This is a genomic window from Natronorubrum halalkaliphilum (genome assembly GCF_009834785.1).
Lineage (GTDB): Archaea > Halobacteriota > Halobacteria > Halobacteriales > Natrialbaceae > Natronorubrum > Natronorubrum halalkaliphilum.
On the sequence record NZ_WUYX01000033.1, the window covers coordinates 1 to 21800 of the forward strand.

21 protein-coding genes are annotated in these 21800 nt (G+C 62.7%); 11 read left to right on the forward strand and 10 right to left on the reverse strand.

Annotated elements, in window-relative coordinates; translation table 11 throughout:
- Positions 1-761: 761 nt before the first annotated feature.
- Positions 762-1139, forward strand: coding sequence for a transcriptional regulator (locus tag GS429_RS10860; RefSeq protein WP_160065383.1), 378 nt, complete (start codon positions 762-764; stop codon positions 1137-1139).
- The gene (locus tag GS429_RS10865; RefSeq protein WP_160065384.1) at positions 1136-1432 is read left to right on the forward strand and encodes a DUF7521 family protein; all 297 of its coding nucleotides are present in this window, start codon (positions 1136-1138) and stop codon (positions 1430-1432) included. Before GS429_RS10860 ends, GS429_RS10865 begins: the two co-directional genes overlap by 4 nt.
- 89 nt (positions 1433-1521) lie before the next feature.
- On the opposite strand, the gene GS429_RS10870 is transcribed toward GS429_RS10865, so the two are convergent.
- The 6 genes from GS429_RS10870 to lipA all read right to left on the reverse strand — a co-directional run bounded on the left by GS429_RS10870 (position 1522) and on the right by lipA (position 9678).
- The gene (locus GS429_RS10870; protein ID WP_160065385.1) at positions 1522-2685 is read right to left on the reverse strand and encodes a multicopper oxidase domain-containing protein; all 1164 of its coding nucleotides are present in this window, start codon (positions 2683-2685) and stop codon (positions 1522-1524) included.
- Positions 2686-3003: 318 nt separating this feature from the next.
- Positions 3004-4509, reverse strand: a complete 1506-nt coding sequence (gene lpdA, locus GS429_RS10875) for a dihydrolipoyl dehydrogenase (protein ID WP_160065386.1) — start codon at positions 4507-4509, stop codon at positions 3004-3006.
- Between the two features lie 61 nt (positions 4510-4570).
- Positions 4571-6208 (reverse strand): dihydrolipoamide acetyltransferase family protein, encoded by a 1638-nt coding sequence (locus GS429_RS10880; protein ID WP_160065387.1) that lies wholly within the window; start codon positions 6206-6208, stop codon positions 4571-4573.
- Position 6209: 1 nt separating this feature from the next.
- Complete coding sequence (locus tag GS429_RS10885) at positions 6210-7217, reverse strand: alpha-ketoacid dehydrogenase subunit beta (RefSeq protein ID WP_160065388.1); 1008 nt, start codon at positions 7215-7217, stop codon at positions 6210-6212.
- A gap of 1 nt (position 7218) precedes the next feature.
- On the reverse strand, positions 7219-8328 hold the full coding sequence (pdhA, locus tag GS429_RS10890; protein ID WP_328821353.1) for a pyruvate dehydrogenase (acetyl-transferring) E1 component subunit alpha: 1110 nt from the start codon (positions 8326-8328) through the stop codon (positions 7219-7221).
- A gap of 387 nt (positions 8329-8715) precedes the next feature.
- Positions 8716-9678: a lipoyl synthase gene (gene lipA, locus GS429_RS10895; protein WP_160065390.1), complete on the reverse strand. Its 963-nt coding sequence runs from the start codon at positions 9676-9678 to the stop codon at positions 8716-8718.
- Between the two features lie 182 nt (positions 9679-9860).
- Between lipA and GS429_RS10900 the strand changes: the two genes are divergently transcribed.
- From GS429_RS10900 to GS429_RS10920, 5 genes are all read left to right on the forward strand, one after another.
- Complete coding sequence (locus tag GS429_RS10900) at positions 9861-10376, forward strand: PH domain-containing protein (protein ID WP_160065391.1); 516 nt, start codon at positions 9861-9863, stop codon at positions 10374-10376.
- A gap of 280 nt (positions 10377-10656) precedes the next feature.
- The gene (locus tag GS429_RS10905; RefSeq protein ID WP_160065392.1) at positions 10657-10947 is read left to right on the forward strand and encodes a hypothetical protein; all 291 of its coding nucleotides are present in this window, start codon (positions 10657-10659) and stop codon (positions 10945-10947) included.
- A gap of 138 nt (positions 10948-11085) precedes the next feature.
- Complete coding sequence (locus GS429_RS10910) at positions 11086-11688, forward strand: DUF7978 family protein (protein WP_160065393.1); 603 nt, start codon at positions 11086-11088, stop codon at positions 11686-11688.
- A gap of 194 nt (positions 11689-11882) precedes the next feature.
- On the forward strand, positions 11883-14303 hold the full coding sequence (locus GS429_RS10915; RefSeq protein ID WP_160065394.1) for a DEAD/DEAH box helicase: 2421 nt from the start codon (positions 11883-11885) through the stop codon (positions 14301-14303).
- 98 nt (positions 14304-14401) lie between these two features.
- On the forward strand, positions 14402-14707 hold the full coding sequence (locus GS429_RS10920; RefSeq protein ID WP_160065395.1) for a bacteriophage holin: 306 nt from the start codon (positions 14402-14404) through the stop codon (positions 14705-14707).
- 158 nt (positions 14708-14865) lie between these two features.
- Here GS429_RS10920 and GS429_RS10925 read toward each other — a convergent pair whose 3' ends face one another.
- On the reverse strand, positions 14866-15516 hold the full coding sequence (locus tag GS429_RS10925; protein WP_160065396.1) for an HAD family hydrolase: 651 nt from the start codon (positions 15514-15516) through the stop codon (positions 14866-14868).
- Between the two features lie 126 nt (positions 15517-15642).
- A complete protein-coding gene (locus GS429_RS10930; RefSeq protein ID WP_160065397.1) occupies positions 15643-16236 on the reverse strand; it encodes a DJ-1/PfpI family protein in 594 nt (197 codons plus the stop codon).
- Between the two features lie 387 nt (positions 16237-16623).
- Between GS429_RS10930 and GS429_RS10935 the strand changes: the two genes are divergently transcribed.
- On the forward strand, positions 16624-16932 hold the full coding sequence (locus GS429_RS10935) for a MazG nucleotide pyrophosphohydrolase domain-containing protein (RefSeq protein WP_160065398.1): 309 nt from the start codon (positions 16624-16626) through the stop codon (positions 16930-16932).
- 7 nt (positions 16933-16939) lie between these two features.
- Here the strand turns inward: GS429_RS10935 and GS429_RS10940 are convergent, their stop codons facing one another.
- Positions 16940-18115 (reverse strand): HD domain-containing protein, encoded by a 1176-nt coding sequence (locus GS429_RS10940; RefSeq protein WP_160065399.1) that lies wholly within the window; start codon positions 18113-18115, stop codon positions 16940-16942.
- A gap of 126 nt (positions 18116-18241) precedes the next feature.
- Positions 18242-18742, reverse strand: a complete 501-nt coding sequence (locus GS429_RS10945; RefSeq protein WP_328821354.1) for a P-loop nucleotide/nucleoside kinase family protein — start codon at positions 18740-18742, stop codon at positions 18242-18244.
- A 302-nt stretch (positions 18743-19044) separates the two neighbouring features.
- Here GS429_RS10945 and GS429_RS10950 point away from each other — a divergent pair, with 302 nt between their 5' ends.
- The 3 genes from GS429_RS10950 to phnE are packed head-to-tail and all read left to right on the forward strand — an operon-like array spanning position 19045 to position 21750.
- Positions 19045-20058: a PhnD/SsuA/transferrin family substrate-binding protein gene (locus tag GS429_RS10950; protein ID WP_160065400.1), complete on the forward strand. Its 1014-nt coding sequence runs from the start codon at positions 19045-19047 to the stop codon at positions 20056-20058.
- Between the two features lie 40 nt (positions 20059-20098).
- Positions 20099-20866 carry a phosphonate ABC transporter ATP-binding protein gene (gene phnC, locus GS429_RS10955; protein WP_160065401.1) on the forward strand — a complete coding sequence of 256 codons (768 nt, stop codon included), beginning with the start codon at positions 20099-20101 and terminating at the stop codon, positions 20864-20866.
- The gene (gene phnE, locus GS429_RS10960) at positions 20863-21750 is read left to right on the forward strand and encodes a phosphonate ABC transporter, permease protein PhnE (RefSeq protein WP_160065402.1); all 888 of its coding nucleotides are present in this window, start codon (positions 20863-20865) and stop codon (positions 21748-21750) included. The genes phnC and phnE overlap by 4 nt, the downstream gene beginning before the upstream one ends.
- Positions 21751-21800 lie beyond the last annotated feature (50 nt).

Consider the following 21800-nt stretch of genomic DNA (forward strand, 5'->3'; position numbering starts at 1 on the left):
TGGGGTACATAACCCCTTCGGACTCGAGTGATCCGAGATGACGGAACGAGTTGAACGTTCCGTCGATCACTTCTTCTTTGCATTTACATCCGAATGCCCTCGTACATATAAGGGCGTCGGATCGGAGCTCACCGGAAACCGCAGCCGGCGACGCGTTTCCGATCCGAACTGAACGCCCAGACACGTATAAGGGCACCGGATAACTGTGGCCGGTGAAACCGGCCACGAGCGTATCACGTTCGGAATGCCCGTATGCGTATAAGATCATCGGACCGAACCGATGAGCCGCGTACGAGGGCGGATGTTGTACCTACCTCCGTGCCGGAACACGGCCGGAGGGGACGTAGCGTCGCGTGCCACGTCGTTCGCATTAGTACGGAAGTCCGAGTCCATACATAAGGCCGTCGAATAAGAGAGCCATCGGAACCCGATACCATGGCACGGTTTTCCACCACTCATAGGTTTGAGTGATACTCACAGATACTGTCGGCACTCGATCCCATGAGAGCCATCCGACTCGGCGAAGTAGAGTGTCACGCGGGCGGAGGTCGGTCGATCATCCCGCCCTTGTAGACGCGGTCGGACCGAATGAGACCCGCGTAGATGGTACTCGAGCGTGCATGCGCAAGAAGGCTTCGTGACACCGTCGCGGTAGGACCGAATTCGGACACACAGACAGACCGAATCAGTTCGGGAACAGGTCGGTACGGAGGCGAATGCATCGATGCCGATAAACCACGTGCGTTGTAAGAGACAAACGAATGGTCCGGGACCCGATCGCTTCGGAGTCAACCCCGTCAGCAGAAGAGATCTGCTCTGCGCTCGACGATCCCGACTGTCGTGAGATTATCCGGAATCTCGAGGAACCCATGACGGCTTCTGAGCTAACGAAACGGTGTGAAATCCCACAATCGACGCTGTATCGAAAACTGGAGCTGCTAACTGACTCGACGCTACTCGAGGAGTCGACTGAGATTCGTCAGGACGGACATCACGCGAGCAAGTACGCGATCGCGTTCGACGAGATCACGCTCGGGTTAGACGAGAATCGATCGCTGTCGGTCCAGATCGAACGACCGGCCCGAACGGCGGACGAACGGCTTGCGGAACTGTGGTCGGAGGTACGAAAGGAAACATGAGCCCACACCATACCGGTGCGACCGAAATTGCACTTGCGCTGGCGGTCGTCAAGACGCTCGTTCTCGTGGTCGGGAGCGTGATCACGTACTTCGCGTTCAAAGCCTATCGCCGGACTCGACAGCAGGCACTCGGTCTACTCGCCGGCGGCTTCGGACTCGTGACGCTGGGGCTCGTTCTCGCGGGGATGCTGTACGAACTGCTCGGCGTTCAACTCGCTATGGGAATTTTGCTCGAGAGCTTGCTCGTACTGGCCGGGTTCCTCGTGATCGCGTATTCGTTGTACGTCCAGTAATCACGGAAGAGTCGGAACAGCCGGAAGAGGGTCGAAGGAGCCGGAAAAGCGTATGAGACCCCTGAAGAAAACTAGATGAGCCCGAGGGGTTAGCCCTCGAATCCGGCGTCGTCCATGATTTCTGCGAACTCGTCGGTCTCCATCGCGTCTTCGTAGACGATAGCAGTCGCCATACCGCCGGGGTAGCTGCCCTGGTTGGTCACGTGGTGGACCTTGTGGCAGTGGGCTGGGTAGATACCGGGATCGGAATCGGCCTCGAACTCGAGGGTGTACCGCTCGGCGGGACCGATGTTGATGACGTCTTCGTCGTACTGGGCCGATTCGGGAATCGGCGACCCGTCCTTTTCGATGACGGTGAAGCGGTGGCCGTGCGTGTGGAACGGGTGTGACTCGTAGCCGTTGTTCGCAATGTTGAGGTGGACGGTATCGCCCTGGGAGACGATCAGCGGCGTACCGTCTTCGGGGTGGAACGTCGTCGGCGCGCTGCGGCCGTTGAGCGAGTACGCGTCGGGCGACCGATTGACCGGATCGTAGTCAGCGTCGCCGCCCGCCTCGAAGTCATGGAGATCGGTGTCCCAGTCTCGCAGCGTAAAGAAGTACTCGCGGTCCGGCGGCTCGTAGTCCTCCGGATCGACACGGAGGATACCGTACATCCCCATATCCAGGTGATTGTGCGTCTGATAATGGCAGTGATAGACGTGGGTTCCGGGGACGTCGGCCTCGAGCGTGTAGGTGTGGCTCTCGCCAGCACTGACGTGGGTGCGGTTGCTGACGGGTGCCCCGTCGTCCTCCCAGGATTTGCCGACGGCGTGGACGTGGACGGTGTGGGGGCGGTTGTGTTCGCTGTTATCGTAGGTGAGTTCGAACGTGTCGCCCTCGGACATGCGGTAAATCGGTCCGGGAACCGATGGGGCGAAGTCGTCCGCTTGCCAGGCCCATACTTCGGGGAGTTCCAGGGGACCGCCCGCGGCGTCGTCGGTGACGAACTGGTGACGTGCGGGGACGGTCCGAAGCGTCGATTCGTAGTTCTGTTCGGCGATGTCGACAATCTGTGGCGGTTCGGTGTACTGATAGTCGGTTAGCGGTCCGTCGTCACCGTCGCTTCCGTTCTCGGCGGATTCGGCGTCGCCGTTACCATCGTCATCCTCGTTCGAGAGCATCGCGGTACAGCCGGCGAGTGCACCGAGCGCACCGGTGCCGGCGAGCGAGAGGACGGTGCGGCGTCGGAGTCGGGGAGAGCGGTTAGATGTCATGGTCTTGGTCTCATCCGACTGTTGGCACCGCCTAATGAAGGGTTGTTAAGGTGGTTCCCATCGAGCGGGAGATTGTGAAAGGGGTTCCCACCGAACGGGAAGGAGAACGGTGAACGGCGGCAATCGGCGATAACCCGTCGGATCCGAAGAGAGATCGTGATACGGATTTGCTGTAACTATGTACCGCCGATCACCAGGGACGAGGTCGGTGATCGGCGATAATTGACTACAGTAAACCGTATGAGCCGTCCTCTGGTTCCGATTCCGATTGCCGGTTATCGATACCCGTTCCAGACTGGAACCGGGATTGGCACCCGATTACCGATTGAGCGTGTGAATCGCATGGCCGAGGGCGTTCTCGGCGGCCTCCATTACGGATTCCGAGAGCGTCGGGTGGGCGTGGACCGTCGAGGCGACGTCCTCGAGCGTCGCACCGAGTTCGACCGCGAGGCCGAGTTCGCCGATCAGTTCGGAGGCCTCGGGGCCGACGATACTGGCACCGAGGACGTAGCCGTCCTCGTCGTCGGCGACGATCTTGACGAAGCCGCTGGAGTCGCCGGTCGTCAGGGCGCGCCCGCTGGCCTGGAACGGGAACTTCCCGACGACGGTCTCGAAGCCGGCCTCCTCGGCTTCGGATTCGGTCATCCCGACGGTTGCGATTTCGGGGTCGGTGAAGACGACCGCGGGCATGGCCTGATAGTCGATGGCAGCGGGTTTGCCGGCGATCACCTCGGCGGCGACCTGCCCTTCCATACTGCCTTTGTGGGCGAGCATCGGCTCGCCCGCGACGTCGCCGACGGCGAAGATGTGATCGGCGTTCGTGCGTGCGCGCGAATCGGTATCGATGAAGCCTCGGTCGTCGGCGTCCACGCCGGCTTGATCGAGGTCGAGCGTGTCCGAGACGGGCTCGCGACCGACGGCGACGAGGACCTTTTCGGCGTCGAGCTCGAGCGTTTCGGACTCGGCGGCGTCGGCCTGATCGCCCGCGGCTTCACCCTGCACCTCGCTTCCGCCGTCCGCTTCGGGTTGTTCGGCCGGTTCGGCGATGACCTGGATACTGTCGCCGTCACCCTCACCCGCGTACTGCCACTCCGAGGCCGTGTAGCCGAAGTGGAACTCGATCCCGAGATCGTTCGCCCGCTGTTTGACCGGCCGTTTCAGATCGTCGTCGTACCCCGGCAGAATCGAGTCGAGCATCTCGATGACGGTCACCTCGGTTCCCATCTTGGCGTAGACGCTCGCCAGTTCCATCCCGATGTAGCCGCCGCCGACGACGACCATCGAGTCGGGGACGGTGTCGAGGGCGAGCGCCTGACGCGAGTTCAGCACCGGCTCATCGCCGTACTCGAAGTTCGGAATCTCGATGGGGCGAGAGCCCGTCGCGATGATCGCGTTCTCGAACTCGAGCGTTTCCGAGCCCTGTCCCTCGCCGCTGTGAGAGACGCGGACGGTGTTCTCGTCTGCGAAGGTGGCGGTTCCCTCGAGAAGGTTGACCTGGTTGGCCTTGCAGAGTTTCTCGACGCCGCTCGTGAGTTGGTCGACGACGCCGTCTTTCCAGTCGACCATGCCCGCCAGATCGATCGCGGGATTGGCGTGGATACCCATCTCCTCGGCGTTGCCGGCCTCGTAGGCGATGTCCGTGGCCGTGATCAGCGCCTTCGACGGGATACAGCCGTGGTTCAGACAGGTACCGCCGTAGGCGTCCTTTTCGACGAGCGTGACGTCCAGATCGAGCTGTCCGGCACGGATCGCGGCGACGTAGCCGGCGGGCCCCGCGCCGATGATCAGGACGTCGGTTCCGGTCGTGACGTCTCCGACGACCATCAGTTGGCTCCCTCCCTTCCGTGCGGACTCGCGGTACTCATGTTCGTAGTGTTGTGTAACATTATTCGAGCAGTAGTAGGCGTGGGTTTTCGAGGTATTCCATCACTGTGTTCGTAAACTGTGCGCCGACTGCACCGTCGATCAGTCGGTGATCGAACGACAGCGACAGCGTCATGACGGATCGGGGTTCGATCGATTCCTCGCCGGTTTCGTCGGTCACGACGCGTGGCTTGCGCTTGATCTCGCCGACGGCGAGAATGCCCGACTCCGGATAGTTGAGGATCGGTGTGGCGTACTCGCCGCCGATGCCGCCGATATTCGTGATCGTAAACGTCGAGCCGCGCAACTCGTCGGGACTGATCGAGCGTTCGCGGGCCTTCGTGACGAGTTCGTTCATCTCGGAGGAAAGCTGGAGCAGCCCCTTTCGGTCGGCGTCGTCGACGACGGGGACCATTAGTCCGACGTCGGTCGCGGTCGCGACGCCGATATTGTAGTAGTTTCGGTGGACGATTTCGTCGTTGTCGTCGTCGATAACCGCGTTCATCTCGGGGTACTCTTTCAGCGCCGCGATGACTGCCTTCATGATAAACGGCATGTAGGTCAGCCGGATCCCCTGGTCCTCAGCCCGCGGTTTGAGTTCCTCGCGAGCCTCGACGAGTTCGGTGACGTCGACCTCGTCGTGGTGGGTGACGTGGGGCGCGCTGTACTTCGACTCGACCATCGCGTCGGCGATCGTCTTTCGCACGCCCTTGAACGGTTCCCGCCGTTCGCGCTCGCCCTCGGCGAACTGTGACCCAGTCCCGTCGACGGGCTCACCGGCTTCGATCGCTTCCCGATCGGCCTGCTGGGCCTGGCGCTGCATCTCCGCGTACTCACGGACCGCTTCGGGGGTGACGAACGCCTCGCCGTCCCGTTGCTCGTCCGTGGGCACCGCGTCGATGTCGACGCCCTCCTCCATGGCGATTCGCCGCGTCGCGGGGGCGGCGAGGGTCTTGTCGCGGTCGGCCGACTCCACCTGCGCCGAACCCGGACTGGGACTTGTGCTTCGGGACTGTGAGCGACTCGAGTCGTCGGCTGCCGGTGACGATTCGGTCTCCGCTTCGCTTTGGGTCTGGGCCTGCGTCTGGGCTTGAGTTTGGGCCTGGGCCTGTTCCTGCGTGCCGCCGGCGGACCCGGCACCCGCTGCAGCCTGTACGTCGGCAGCGGTGATCCGACCACCGGGTCCGCTGCCACGGATCTGCGAGAGGTCGAGTCCCTCTTCGCGTGCCATGCGTCGTACGCGCGGGGGTGCGAAGACTCGATCCTGGGGCGTCGCGGTCTCCTCGGCGTCGGCCCCGGTTGCACCCGGGCTGCCGGCTGCGCCGTCGGCATCGTCGGCCTGGGCAGCGTCCGGCGAATCGACACCCGCGGGCTCGCTCGCCTGCTCTTGGGCCGATTCGGTCGGTTCTTCGTCGGCCTCGCCTTCCACGTCGAACGTGATGAAGACGTTGCCGACCGGGATCACGTCGCCCTCCTCGTAGTGTTGCTCGCGCACCGTCCCGTTGACCGGCGCGGGAACCTCGACGAGTGCCTTGTCCGTCTCGACCTCCGCGACCGGCTGATCTTCTGACACCTCGTCGCCCTCGTCGACCAGCCAGGTGACCAGTTCCCCCTCCGCAACACCCTCACCGACGTCCGGTAGTTCGAACTCTCTGACCATGCTAGAACCCCACAGCGTTTCGAATGCCGTCTTCGATACGAGCCGGCTCCGGCAGGTAGTAGTCCTCGAGCGCGTACAGCGGGAACGGTGTATCGAACCCGGTGATTCGCTCGACCGGTGCCTCCTGATGGAGAAGCGCCTCCTCCTGTAAGGTAGCCGTGATCTCGGCACCGAGTCCGCCCGTCTTGGGGGCCTCGTGGACGACCGCGGCGCGACCCGTCTTCTTGAAGGATTCGACGATCGTTTCCTCGTCCAGCGGCGACAGCGTTCGCAGGTCGATCACCTCGGCGTCGATTCCTTCCTCCTCGAGATTCTCTGCGGCCTCGATAGTCGGTCGGGTCATCGCGCCCCACGTGTAGACCGAAATGTCGCTTCCCTCCCGGCGGACGGCCGCCTCACCGAGCGGTACTTCGTAGGATTCGTTGGGGACCTCCTCGCGGAACGCGCGGTAGATGAGCTTCGGTTCGAGGAAGATCACCGGATCGGGGCTCCGAATCGCGCTGGTCAGCAACCCCTTCGCGTCGGCGGGCGTCGAGGGGATGACGACCTTGAGTCCGGGCTGGTGGACGAACATCGCCTCCGAAGACTCGGAGTGGTGTTCGGGCGCGCGGATGCCGCCGCCGTAGGGTGCTCGAATGACCATCGGGCAGGTGTATCTGCCGCGCGAGCGCGTTCGCAGGCGCGCCGCGTGGGAGACGATCTGATCGAATCCGGGGTAGATGAACCCCAGGAACTGGATTTCGGGAACGGGACGCATCCCGTAGGCGGCCATGCCGATCGCCGTCCCGATGATACCCGACTCCGCGAGCGGCGTATCGATGACGCGGTTCTCGCCGAACTCGTCGTACAGCCCCTCTGTGGCGCGGAAGACGCCGCCGTTCTTGCCGACGTCTTCGCCCATGACGACGACGTCGTCGTCCTGCTCCATCTGCGTGTGTAGTCCGTCTCGGACCGCCTGTACCAGCGTGAGGTTCTCGGTATCTGCGTCGGATTGTGTCTCTGCTGCCATCTTATCCCTCCAGAAGTGCGTCGTCGCCGTGTCGTTCGCGAATCGATTCGAAGTACTCGAGTTGCCGTTCGAGCCGTCGAGGCATGCCCTCGTACACGTGGGCGAAGATCTCCTCGGGATCGGGACGGTCGACTGCCTCCGCGCTGTCGATCGCGTCGGCAACGTCGCCCTGAATGCGCGACTCGATCGCGTCGACGCGTTCGTCGTCGAGTATCCCCTCGTTTCGGAGGTACGACTCGAGACGCGGGATCGGGTCCTTTTCCTTCCACTCTTCGACCTCGTCTTCGTCGCGGTAGACCGAGGGATCGTCAGCCGTCGTGTGCGCACCGAAGCGGTACTGCACGGCCTCGATCAGCGTCGGTCGGAGTTCGCCTTCGCCCGGATTCTTGGCCTTCTCGACGGCGTCGCGGGTAACTTTGTAGACCGCGAGCGGGTCCATCCCGTCGACCTGAACGCCCTCGAAGCCGTAGGCTTCGGCCTTCTGGGCCAGCGTATCACTCGCCGTCTGGCGTTCGCGCGGAACCGAAATGGCCCATTGGTTGTTGTTACAGAAGAAAACGTTCGGCGTGTCGAAGACGCCCGCGAAGTTGAGGCCTTCGTGGAAGTCGCCTTCGGAGGTCGCGCCGTCGCCGAAGTAACAGAGGAACGCGTTGTCCTCGCCCTGCAATTTCGAGGCCCAGGCAGCCCCCGTTGCGTGGGGGATCTGGGTCGCGATGGGAACCGCGACGGTGAAGATGTTCGCCTCCTCGGGGATCTTGTTGCCCTGTTCGTGACCCATCCAGTAGAGCAGCGTCTGCTCCAGGGACACTCCGCGAACTAATCCGGTTCCGTGTTCGCGGTAACTGGGGAACACCCAGTCATCCTGATCGAGCGCGTGGGCACTGCCGATCTGGGCCGCTTCCTGACCCGACAGCGGCGGGTACGTCCCCATTCGTCCCTGCCGCTGGAGACTCACCGCCCGTTCGTCGAAGTGCCGAACTAACCGCATCTGTTCGTACATCTCGACGAGTTCGTCCTCGGTCAGGTCGGGGACGTCGGCGTCCTCGAGCACTCGGCCGTCTTCGTCGAGTATCTGTACTCGGTCGTCGGGTTCGCGCTGTAACATACTCACGGATAGGCCCACCTTCGCATACTCGTGGGATTGAACAGCACCGGGTATAGAATTTTCGTAAATAGTTTACTAACGACGGAATTATTGCAACACTACACTACAGGAGGCCGATGATGTGGTGAAGGAGTGGACAATCGTCACCCCATATCCGGCATCGTAGATAAACGACATTTTCACCACCGTTTTCAACCGAAAACTGGACGTGCGTCGAAAGTAGTTTCCGCAATCGCAGTCGCCCCAATCGGATCAGACGGGTTGCTGTACCGATTTTCCGGCGCACCCGGGAGGCGATTTGCGACTGGTTTAAAATGTCTTCGAGCAGACCGGCTCAGAAGCACTCGAGGAGGTCGCCGTCAGATACTGATCCACACGAAGCAAGCGCGCAGGTTACTGCACCGATTCTGCAGTTGATGACTCGCGAGCCTCGGCTCGAGCTTCCTCCACGCTCTTTCCTTCCCGCAACACGGCGTCGACGAACAGTTCGCCGGCCTTGTACGACGAACGCACCATCGGGCCGCTGGCGCAGTACAGGAACCCTAACTCCTCCTCGGCGACGCGTCGCCACGTCTCGTACTTGTCGGGGTGGTCGTAGCGCCGGACCTCGAGGTGATCCCGCGAGGGCCGCAGGTACTGCCCGAGCGTGACGATGTCGACGCCGCGCTCGCGCAGGTCGGCCATCGTCTGGTAAACTTCGTGGTCGTACTCGCCGTGGCCGAGCATGATCGAGGTCTTGGTGTATATGTCGCTTTCCCGCTCGACTTGCTCCAAGACGCTCAAACTCTGCTCGTAGCCGGCGCGGCGGTCGCGGACGGGAAACTGCAGTCGCTCGACGGTTTCGACGTTGTGGGCGATTACGTCCGGGTCGGCCTCGATGATCTTGCGCACGAGGTGTGCTTCCCCCTGGAAGTCGGGGATCAGCACTTCCACGAGGATACCCGGGTGGCGATCCTTGATCTCGCGAATCGTCTCGGCGAAGTGGCCCGCGCCCTGGTCGGGCAGGTCGTCCCGGTCGACGCTGGTCAGGACGACGTAGTCCAGTCCGATTTCGGCGACCGCCTCGGCCACGTTTGCGGGTTCCTCGGGATCGAGGGGTTCCATGCCACCGGTCTGGACGTCACAGAAGTTGCAGGCTCGAGAACAGCGATCCCCCATCAGCATGAACGTCGCCGTCCCGCCCGCCCCGTTGCCGGTCCCGGCCCCGCCGGACCAGCATTCGCCGAGATTCGGGCAGTTCGCTTCCTCGCAGACGGTGTGAAGGTTGCGCTCGCGCAGCGTCTCTCGAATGTCGGCGAACTCCCGACCCGACGGTGGCCGCATCTTCAGCCACTCGGGCTTGCGTGCGCTGCTCATACCTCGACAATGGAGTGCGCAGTGAAAAACGGTGGTGATTTTGCGAGTCGGTCGCCTCCGGACTCAATCACGCCGCGGCCGTCTCCGATCGCCCGATCGTACCCACTACTCCCGCGTACGTGCCGATTACGGAGCGTAACCACCTGATAGCTTTATCCAGCGGAACAGACTAGTCACCACTGATGGCCTTTAGCACGACCCCCGACTGGTTTCACCTCAGCGACGACGACGACGTCGTCTGGGAGAGTCGCCCCCATCCGATCACGATGGGCCTCGGGCTCCCGGTCGGGATCGCGTTCGCACTCGTCGGGTTCGTCCTCGCGGGCTGGACCGCGTCCGACGGCGTCGGCCTCCTGACGGTCGCCGGCCTGTTCGTCGGGATCGCCGGCACGGCGCTGGCGGGCGCGCGCTACCTCGTCTGGACGAACACCCGCTACGTGATCACGACCTCGGAGCTGTACAAGAAATACGGCGTCGTCTCGAGAGACGTCACCCAGTTCCGCCTCGATCGCGTCCAGAATACGAGCCTCAGCCAGAGCGTGACCGGCCGCGCGCTCGGGTACGGCGACCTGACCGTCTACACCGCCGGCTCGGGGGAACCCGAACTCACCTTCGAGCGGGTTTCGAATCCCGAACGCGCCTCGCAACTGTTGAGCGACCAACTCGAGAACACGACGACCGACGAGTCGGTCGTCTAATACTACCGGCCAGCAGTCAATACAAAGCCGATCGTGAATTCGGGTCGTCGCCCACGGTGACGACTCCAGCAGAATGATCGGCTTCACGTCGCTCTGTCCAACAGTATGAATTCCAGGAGATCGACGGTATTCGGGAGTGGACGGAGGGCTGCGGCTACGACCGTTCGAAAACCCGACATCGACTTGTATCTGGTTGCACAGAGGTGATTGACGTAGAGACATTCAATTTTACCAAAACTTATATACAAGTGTCATTAGTGATTGGAACAGGTATCCATTAATGGCAGAAGCAACCGCAGGAGCAACCACGAACGACGAAAAAGTAAACGAAGTGCTCGCAGCGCTCATTTCGTTCCTCATCCCGGGTGTCGGACAGATTTACAACGGACAAACCTCTCGCGGACTCGCCTTCCTCGGCATATACTTCGCGTTCTGGGTGTTCACTGTAATTATGATGTTCCTCCTCATCGGATTCATCATTATGTTCATGGCACCGCTGATTCACATCGCTGCCGCCGCCGATGCCTACATCCAGGCGGGGAAGATCAACGCCGGTGAAGTGAGACTGTAAGTCGAAAAGGGCGAACGGATCAGCGTTTTCTGCGCGGTCTAGAATGACACGAGTAGGGTGGCAAATACCCGATAGATGGGAATATCTTCGAGTTAAACCACAAAGCCCATTAGATAAACCGACATCCGGATCGACACAATGGCGTCACAACTGTCGACAGCCAACGACGGCCGTGAGGTGTCGCGCGGTTCGAGCATCGCGGCGAGTGCGGGACTCGGCGTCCTCGCGGCTGCGATCGGCTATCTCGTGACGTACGTACTGGTCGCCGGCGAGGTCCGAGAGGTATTCGACGGGGAGGTTACCGAGTGGAAGGGGGTCGCCTGGTACTTCTACAACGCCCACATGGTCGACATCGAGACCACGGGCTCGTTCGGCTCCTTCGGGGGCTCGAGCACTGCGGACTTCATCGCGCAGTCGAGTAGTTCGAGCGCGACGCTGCTGTACGTGGTTCCGCCGCTCGTGCTTCTCGGGATCGGTGCCCTTCTGGCCATACAATGGAACGTCACCGATATCGGCGAGGGTGTCATCGCCGGGGTTCCGGTGACGATCGGTTACGCGGTCGTAATGGGACTCGGCGCACTCGTCGCCGAATCCAGTTCGGAGGGAACGATCTTCGGTATCGAAGCCGCCGGCTCGATCGCGCCGGAGTTCGTTCCCGCGATCGTCCTCGGCGGTATTCTCTACCCGCTGGTGTTCGCGACCGCCGGTGCCGTGCTCGCCGCCGTGGTCGCCGGTCGGTGATCGACGCGATTCGATCGGCGGGCGGTGACGGCGACTCGACGATTGGACGACCGGACGGCCCGACAGTCGAACCAGCGTACAGACGCCAGTCGTCGAGCCACCGCGACTCGAATCTCGCGCCTCAAATCACCGCCCCACGCATCGCCGCGACTCGAAGGAAACGCCTTTGACCTGCCACCCCCCGTTTCCGTGTGATGGAGGTCGCCGAGGTTCTCCCCGAATTCGCCGACGCCTTCGCCTTCGAGGAGTTCAACCGAATGCAACGCGAGGCACTGCCCGCATTACTCGAGTCCGACGATAACGTGGTCGCGAGCGCGCCGACCGCTTCCGGCAAGACCGCGCTCGCGGAGCTGGCGATCTGTAAGGCGCTCGCCGACGGCGGGACCGCCCTGTTTATCGCCCCGTTACGGGCGCTGACGAACGAAAAGGAAGACGACTGGGACCGCTTCGAGAGCCTGGATTACTCGGTGTACGTCGTCACCGGCGAGCGGGACCTGAACCCGCGGCGCGCGCGGCGCGCGGACATCCTCGTGATGACGCCCGAGAAACTCGACTCGGCGACGCGCAAACACGACTCTCGACGCTACGATTTCGTCACGGACATCGACGTCTGCGTCATTGACGAAGTCCACCTGCTCGACGCTGATCGCAGAGGCTCGGTGCTCGAGGTTACGATCTCTCGTCTGCGCCGACTCTGTGATCCCCGCGTCATCGCGCTCTCGGCGACGATGCCGAACGTCACCGACGTGGCGGCGTGGCTCGACGCGCCCGACGAGACGACCTTCGAGTTCGGCGAGGAGTACCGCCCCGTCGATCTCAACGCGGGCGTCAAGACGTACACGCACGGCGAGAACTCCTTTGCGGACAAGTACCGCCGACTCTACCGCGCGCTCGACCTCGCGGAACCCCACCTCAGGGAGGACGGTCAGACGCTCGTCTTCGTCTCCTCCCGACAGGACACCGTGCAGGCGGCCAAGAAGGCCAGAGACGAGATCGCCGAGCGGGACATTCCGATGGGCGTCCGGGGCGACATCGAGTTCCACGACGAGTCGAAGGAGGCCCTCGACAACGACACGCTTCGCAATTCGGTCCTCGACGGCGTCGCCTTTCACCACGCGGGGCTCTCGAAAGACGAGCGCGACCTCGTCGAACAGTGGTTCAAGGAGGGCCACATCGAACTGCTGTTCTCGACGTCGACGCTGGCCTGGGGCGTCAATCTCCCCGCCCGCTGCGTCGTGATTCGGGACACGAAGGTCCACGATCCGCTCGAGGGCGAAGTCGACATGAGCCCGCTCGACGTGCTCCAGATGCTCGGGCGCGCGGGACGGCCGGGGTACGACGACATCGGCTACGGCTGGGTCGTCTGCGACGGCGCGGAAGCCGACAAGTACCGCCGACTGCTTCGGGACGGCAAAGAGATCGAATCCCGCCTCGCAGAGAGCCTCGAGACCCACCTCAACGCCGAAATCGCGATGGGGACGATCACCGATCTCGAGGAGGTGATGAACTGGCTCGAGACGACGTTCTACTACGTCCGCGGCCAGTCGAAACCCGAGGCGTACGACTTTCCGAACCTTCGCCAGCGCGTCCGGGACTGCCTCGAGGATCTGGTCGACCGGGGCTTCGTCGAAATCGGCGACTCGGCGAACCTCTCGATCGAGGCGACCCCGCGCGGCGTGCTCGCCTCGAAGTACTACCTGCGCCTCGAGACGGCGGCCCGATTCGCAGCCCTGTGTGACCGGGTGAACGACGGTGCGGGCAAGATAGCGCCCGACGACGTTCTCGAGGCGGTCGCGACCGCGGAGGAGTTCGATTCGGTTTCCGCCAGACAGTCCGAGCGCGACGCGATCAACGCGATACTGGTCGGCCGGGAGACCGGCGACCTCGAAGCCGGCCAGCGGAAGGTGCTTGCGATCCTGCGGAGCGCCGCCAACGGCTCGACGCCGTCGGAACTCGCCAGCGACGCGTGGGTGATCCGGCGCAACGCGACGCGACTGATCTCGGCGCTGGGTGCGTTCCTCGATCGGCTTGCAGGGCCGCACGCGGCCAACCTCGCCCGCCGGGTCGAAGCCCGTATCGAGAACGGCGTCGCCGAGGACGCGGTCGGGCTGACGGCGATCGATCGCGTCGGTCCGGGGCGGGCGAGCAAACTGGCGGCAGAAGAACTGACGACGCCCGGCGACATCGTCTCGGCCGGGATCGACGGCCTCGTCGCGGCCGGCCTCTCGGAGGGCGTCGCCGAACCCGTCTACGAGGGCGCACAATCGCTGCCCTCGGTCGAGGTCGACTGGGGCGAGTTCCCCGAAACGATCGCGACGGGCGAGAACGAGGTCTGCGAAGTGACGATCCGAAACGTCGGCGAACCCGCACGGGCGGGTATTCGGGTGACCGTCAACGACCAACCGAGCAACGCTCCCTCGAGTCGATCGGGAGCCGACGGTCCCGATGACAGCGTCGAGATGACGAGTACGAGCACCTACCTCCGCGGCGAGGAGACCGTTCCTGTCGGTGTCTTCGGCGCGGACGCCGCCGAACTCGAGTACACGGTCAGCGTCGCCTTCCCCGAAGAGCCGCTGCTCCCGATCCAGGACCAGCGGCGAGTCGACGTCGAGTAGCACGCACGCGGTAGCAGTACGCCTCCGAGTCCGGCACTCCCCGAACCCGGAACACGCGGGTCGAGGTACTTTCAGTGACGGGAGACGATTATATCGTGATGCAATCGCAGAATCAGCCGCGGGATCCGGCACCCGCGATGGATTCGATGGACGAGGACAGCGAACGACTCGACCCGATCGCGTTCGGCTTCGCGCTGGGGACGACGATGGCGGCCAGCATCGGCCTCATCGGCATCGTTTCGCGGTTCGGCATGGCCGAGCGATGGCGAGTACTGTTCGCCGACATGTACCCCGGATTCGAGCGGGACGAGGGGGCCCTCGCCGGGATCGTCTGGGGGGCCGCCGACGGCTTCGTGTTCGGCGTGGTCGTCGGCTGGCTTTACAACGTGTTCCGTCGCGACTGAAGCGATTGGACGCGCTCGAGACAGAGACGGACTACGGTACGGGACGGATCGGTTCGGTGACTCTCGCCTCTCCGGTCCCCCCGTTTCCGGATCGTTGACGGCATCTACTCGCGGATTCCTAAAGAACTGAAAGCGAAAGCAGTAACGAGAGTAAACCGTTACTCCGCGCGCTCGAGGACCGTCTCTCGCAACTCGGAGGCCATCTCGACCACCTCGTCGGCCGGCGAAAGGTCGATGTCGCCGTGGGCGTCGATCCGGTAGGCCACGACGACCGTTCCGGCTCGAGCCGCCGCCTCGATCCCGTTCTCGGAGTCCTCGACGACGACGCACTCCCCCGTGGGCACGCCGACCTCGTCGGCCGCGTACTCGAACACGTCGGGTTCCGGCTTGCTCGCCGCCTCGATGTCGTCGGCGCTGATCACGCGATCGAATTCGCCCTCGAGATCGAAGCGGTCGATAACCCGGCCGATCCACTCGTGGGGCGAGGAGGAGACGACGGCGGTGGTGACGCCTCGGTCCTCGAGGGTCGCGAGCAGGTCGTGGAGGCCGTCGAGCAGGTCGACGCGTTCGGTGTAGATCTCCTCGGCGGCCGCTGCGAAGCGATCGACGTACTCCTCGCGCGAGACGGCCGTCTCGTACTCGCTCTCGAGGTAGTCGTATATCTCGCGGTAGTTCATCCCGCTCACCTCGGCGACGTCGACATCTTGGTCGGGGACGACCCAGGGGAGGATGTCTTCGCGTTGGAAGTCGACCCAATAGTCCTCGCTGTTGACGAGAACGCCGTCCATATCGAACAGCACTGCGCTCATGGGGCGGCCTACCCGGCCGTCACGGATAGCCGTTTGGCAAGGAGCAATCGGACTCGAGCAAGCGTCACCATCGCTCGGCCACATTCGGTCGTTCCAGTCGTCTACCAACCCTCGAGACGAACCGAACTAGCCGAACACTTCGCCGCGTTCGTACACCATCTCCTCGCTCACCTCGCTGGCGACGTCCTCGCCGAACTCGCGCTCGACGAGCCACAGCGCTAGGTCAATCCCCGAGGTGACGCCGCCCGCGGTCAGCACGTCGCCGTCGTCGACGATTCGCTCGTCGACCACGTTCGCCGCGTGGTCCTCGAGGTCGTCCTCCGCGACCGGGTGGGTCGCCGCGGGCCGGCCCTCGAGCAGATCCGCTTCGGCGAGGATCATCGCGCCGGTGCAAACCGAGGCGACCGTCGCCCCTTCGGTGTAACACTCGTCGACGGCGTCCGGCAACGTTCCGTCGTCGACGACCGCGCGGACGCCTTCGTTGGCCGTCGTCCAGCCGCCACCGGGGACGATCAAGATGTCCGGCTGGCCGAGGGTGCCCTGGGACTCGACGCGCAGGTCGTGGCTCGCGGTAACGATATCAGTCTCCTCGAGCGTCACCAGGCTCGTCTCGAGCGGTGCGCCGGCCTGGGCGGCGTTTTCGAGCACTTCGTACGGACCGATCGCATCGAGTTCGTCGAACCCTTCGAACAGCACGATTTCGGCGGTTGTTTCGGCCATAACAGATCGTCGACCGCGCGGAAGAAACGTGTTTTGCTGGAACGGACAGCAGGAGGGACGGAGCGTCGAGGGACGGCGAATGCGCGAGACCCGGTCCTATAGTAGCGACTGAAAGTCAGTGCACACCTGATCGCAAGACGGCTTCGCGATCAGTATGTCATTCGTTTCAGTCGCTACTATAGACGTCCGCCGACGCAATCTCGGTGAGCGCGTCGAACACCGCCTCGTTGCCGTGGCTCGAACCAGCGGGTCCGACGCCACGCGTAAGGAATCCTCGTCGTTCACGGCGAGGAGGATGTCAATTGTGCGTTCTTCTCTGCTGACCGGTTGGGCGTTGGGTCAAACGGGTTTCGTTCGATTTTTGCCGTTGATCGCCGATCGTTTCGTATGGACGACTCTCAGGAAGCCGTCGCCGAATTCGTCGACGACTACGACCTCGAGACGCCGCCCGAGTTCCGACTGCTCGACCTCGTCTCGGAGGTCGGCGAACTCGCGAAGGACGCGAACGCGTCGACCGACTACGGCGAGTCGCCCGCCGATATCGACCTCGAGTCGGACGAACTCGGCGACGTACTGTTCGCGGCGCTCGCGCTCGCCGACTCGCTCGAGGTCGACGCCGACGCGGCGCTGGAGGAGGCGCTCGAGAAGTACGAACGGCGGATGGACGACGCCGAAACGCCCGGCTCAGGCGAATGAGAGAAGATTACGGAACTACGTCGGCCTCGACCTCGAGTACCGACGACGCCGCGTCTTGAACCGGCTCGAGAACGTCCGGGCGCGCGTAGACGCCGAGCCGCCAGATTTCGCGAGCGCAGGCGTCCAGTCCGGCGACCAGCGACGAGCGTTCCTCGAGCCGCCGAAGGTCGCCGTCGACGACGATTCGGGCCCTGGATTCGGGCGAACTCGGTTCGGAAGGGCTGTCGACGACGACGGCCGCGGGATCCACGCCCGCAATATCGGCGATTTCTCGTTCGAGGGCTCGCGTGCGATCGTACTCGATCCCGACGAAGCGGTCGGGAACGGCGTCGCGACGAGCCCAGATCGCTCGCTTGTAGAGTCGCCGTTCGCGCAGGCGGGTCGCGACGTCGGCCGTCGGCCCGTGAGCCTCGAGGGTGGCGAGCAGTTCCGCGTCGGTCAACCGGGCGAAGCGATCCGCGTCGATCGCTTCATCGGCGAGGATGCGTTCGCTCGCGCGGTCGAGCATCGCGCCCGCGATCCGCGAGACGTGGTGGCGATAGACGGTCGCGTTCATCAGCGTCCGGGCGATTAGCGCGCTCTCGGCGGTCGCGACGTCCCCCGCTTCGAGCGCGAGTTTCCCGTCGACGATCCGCAGCGAGTAGAGGAGTCGCGCGTGGTCGATCGTCCCGTAGGGAACGCCCGTGTGGTGGGCGTCGCGAACGAGATAGTCCAGTCGATCGACGTCGAGCGGGCCGGAGACGAGCTCACCGAGCGGGCCGCGGCCGTCGACGGTCGCCGCGACCGCCTGCGGATCCAGTCCCTGCGCCTCGAGGACGTCACCGAGTTCGCCGTCCGTGAGCAACCACTCGATTTCGTCGTGGTGACGGCCGAGGTGGCGCTCGATGGCGGCTTCGGTCTGGTGACCGAACGGGCCGTGGCCGACGTCGTGGACCAGCGCCGCCGCGCGCAGACGATCCGCGAGATCGTCCTCGAGATCGAGTTTCTCGACGGCGCTCGAGGCGAGATGATAGACGCCGAGACTGTGTTCAAACCGGGTGTGGTTCGCGGAGGGGTAGACGAGTTGGACGGTACTCAGCTGGCGCACGGACCGCAGGCGCTGCATCGGGGCGGTATCCAGAACTGCCTCCGCAGTCGGATCGAGTTCGATATAGTCGTGAACGCTATCCTTGATCGTCGTCATCTGGTGTTACGTAGTCCTCACGAGCAGAGTGTCTTAGCCGCGGTGATTCCGTTCGGGTTCGACTCCAGCCGGTGGGCTGGGAGCGATCACAGCACCGCCATTCCTGCCTGTCCGAGCCGAGAACGATCACAGCACCGTTCGCTCGAGTTGCGCGTAGGTCTCCTCGAGCGATCCCGAATTATCGATCACGACGTGATCGCGTTCGATCGGTTCGAACGACTCGCGAAGTTGCAGGTGCTGTTCGAACTGGGCATCGCTGATCGTGTTCGTCCGCCTTTCGATCCGTTCCTCGACGACCTCGAGCGCGCAGGTGACGTGGACGAACATCGCGTCGGCCCCGGCCTCGCGGGCGACGGTCACGGCCTGGTCGCGGTTCGTTCTGGTTCGAAACGTCGCGTCGAGGACGACGTCGGTACCGGACTCGAGGTCGGTACGGGCACGCTCGAGCAGTTCCGCGTAGGTCGCCGCGCTCTCGGCGCTGGTGTACGACGGATTAGGGAACAGCTCCTTGCGGACGGCGTCGCTGCGATACCGCGTTGCCGAGAGCCGTTCTGCGGCGTAGGCGGACGCGACCGATTTTCCCACACCGGGCAGTCCACAGTAGACGAGTAGCGTTGGACGGGCCACAGCGGACAGTCAGTCGGACGGTTACTAAATCCGAACGGTTTGGAATTGGCGTTATCTTGGTTTCCCGGCTGTAGTGGATCAATATGTTTTGTGTTCACATTGACCAAACGAGCGGACACGTTATCCTGATACGCCAGACAATTGCATGATCGACAAGAAAACAACGAGAGGAAACCGTCATTCAGGGGAGTCGATCAGTTATCTGAGATGTGAGAAACATCAGTTCGAATAGTAAGACAGCTATAGACACGGGGAGACCGAACTATCATTGTTTTTATAGTGGTTGGATAGTCGTACTATGTATGGCGCGAAAACTACGGTGTGGAGACAGTACACGACGAACGTTTTTGGCGGCAACTGGTGGTGCCGCTCTCGCAGGACTGGCAGGTTGTATCGGCAGCACTGACGACGACAGCGTTCGATTCGTTCTCAACCCGGCGGAGGAACAGACGGACATCGTCGAAGAGTACACGCCGATGAAGGAGTATCTCGAAGACGAGACCGGAGCGGACGTCGAACTCATCCGTGCCGGAAGTTACGTCGAGACGCTCGAAGCACTCGAGACCGACCAGGCCGATATTGCGGACACATCGCCGACGGCAGTACCCGCCGGAGACGGCTTCGCCGACGTTGTCGGGATGCGAACGGCCTTCGGTGGCGCGCTGTACTTCTCGACGATTGCGACCACGCCCGACAGCGATATCGACGACCTGTCCGATCTCGAGGATGAAGTGATGACGACCGGTGCGCGGATGTCGACCAGTGGAACACTCTCGCCGACCGTAATGCTCTCCGAAGCGGGACTCGACATCGGAAACTTCCCCGACGGAGACGCGAACGATCTGGAGCTTCGAACAGCACCAGACCACGATACGTCGCGAGAACGCCTGATCAACGACGATGAAATCGTTGCGGCGGCAACCGGTGCGTTCGCCTCCGCACCACAGATTCCACAGGAACAGTTCGACGACTATCCGGAGTTCGTCGAACACTCTGCAGAGTACGACGATGCTGGTGGAGACATCGACGACGACAACCCCGAACTACAGTTGCTCGCCGTTTCGGACCCGCTCCCGCGAGCACCGATTATGGCCCGTAGCGAGTGGGACGATCCCGAGCGAGACGACATCGAAGCCGCACTGTTAGACGCCAGCGAGGATGATCTAATCCCCGACGACGTCGACGAGGACTACGAACTCTGGTTTACTGGCATCCAGGAAGCCGATCAGAACGATTACGAACCCGTCCAGGACATCCTCGACGAACTCGGCCTCGAGTTCCAAGACTTCGCTCCTGACGAAGAGGACGACGAATAGATAAACAGGCAGCGAAGACAACCACCATACTACCTTTACAATGTCCGCAATTCGAGTAGAGAACCTCACAAAACGGTTTGGGGATACCGTCGCCCTTGACGACGTTTCGTTCGAGATCTCGGAGGGCGAGTTTACCGTCGTCCTCGGTATTTCGGGATCGGGGAAATCGACCCTACTCAGGTGTATCAACGGACTCACGACACCGACGGACGGACGGGTAATCGTCGACGATGAACCTGTAACGTCACACCGAAACGACGTCGCGATGGTGTTCCAACAACACAACATCATCGGCGGGATGAGTGCGTACTCGAACGCGCTGAGTGGGGCACTGGGGCGAACGGATTTCACTCGGAGCCTGCTTCGATTCAACGATCGAGAGGACAAACTCCAGGCTCTCGAGGCGCTGGAGATGGTCGGACTGTTGGACGAAGCCGAACAACGCGCCGGACGAATGAGTGGTGGCCAACAACAGCGCGTGGGCATCGCCCGGGCGCTCGTTCAAGAGCCCCGGATTCTGCTCGCCGACGAGCCGGTTGCGAGTCTCGACCCGGGAAGTGCACAGACGGTGATGCAGTACCTCCGCGGTGCGGCCGAACAGGAGGACCTGACGACGATGATCAGCCTTCACCAGGTCAATCTCGCCCGTCAGTTCGGTGAGCGATTTATCGGGCTCGCGGACGGGGAGGTCGTGTTCGACGGCTACCGTGACGATCTGACGTTCGATGTCATCGACAAACTCTACGGCGGCATCAACATGGAAGAGTTCCTCGGCGGCGGCGATTCAGATACGACGGTGGCACAATGAGCACGGACCCATCGGTCGAACAGCGGTTGGAACAGATTCGACTTACACGGCGCGTTCGATGGGTTCTCTACGCCCTTCTGTCGGTCGCGTTTGCTGTCGCATTCTACGGTTCACTGGTGCTGATCGAGTTCTCGGTCGTCGATATCTATCAGCAGTTGCCGGGATTCGCCGATCGACTCGTCCACTACACTCCGAACTGGGAGTTCATTGTCGAGCGAAACTTGCCGCTCGAGTCGGTGATCACGCTCGCGATGGGCTTTGCCGGAACGATCATGGGAATCCCACTTGCCCTGCTGTTGGGTGTCCTCGGGAGCGGGAGAGTTACCCCGTACCCGTTTAATTTCATCTTCCGCTCGGTCATGGGGATCTCCCGTGCGATCCCGGCGCTCGTCTGGTTCCTGATCTTTATCCCACTCGCGGGACTGTCGGCCGTGACGGCGACCATCGCGATCGCAGTCAGTACCATCGGGAATCTCGGTCGGCTGTTCACCGACGAACTCGAAGAAGTCGAGGACGGACCCATCGAAGCGATGGAAACCACTGGGGCTTCGAAGTCCCAAACAGTCGTATTCGGGATGCTCAGCCAGGTCAAGACGTCGTTCATCGCGTGGACGCTATACATCTTCGAAGTGAACGTTCGACAGGCCGTCACGCTCGGTCTTCTCGGCGGTGGCGGGATCGGCGTGATCATTCAGGTCCAGCAGGACCTCCGTGCCTATGGGAACATGATGGCGGGTATCGTCGTCGTGCTCGTGTTGATCGTCGTCGTCGAGATGGTCAGCCAGCGACTCCGATCGTACCTCCGTGATGACGAGGAGGCCGACGGACTGATCCAACTCCTCGTCGGCTTCCCACAGCGGATGGCCGAATCGGCGCTCAAGTAATCGACTCCCGCGGTCTGATTTTGTCTTCGCCGACCGCTGACCGTCAGCGG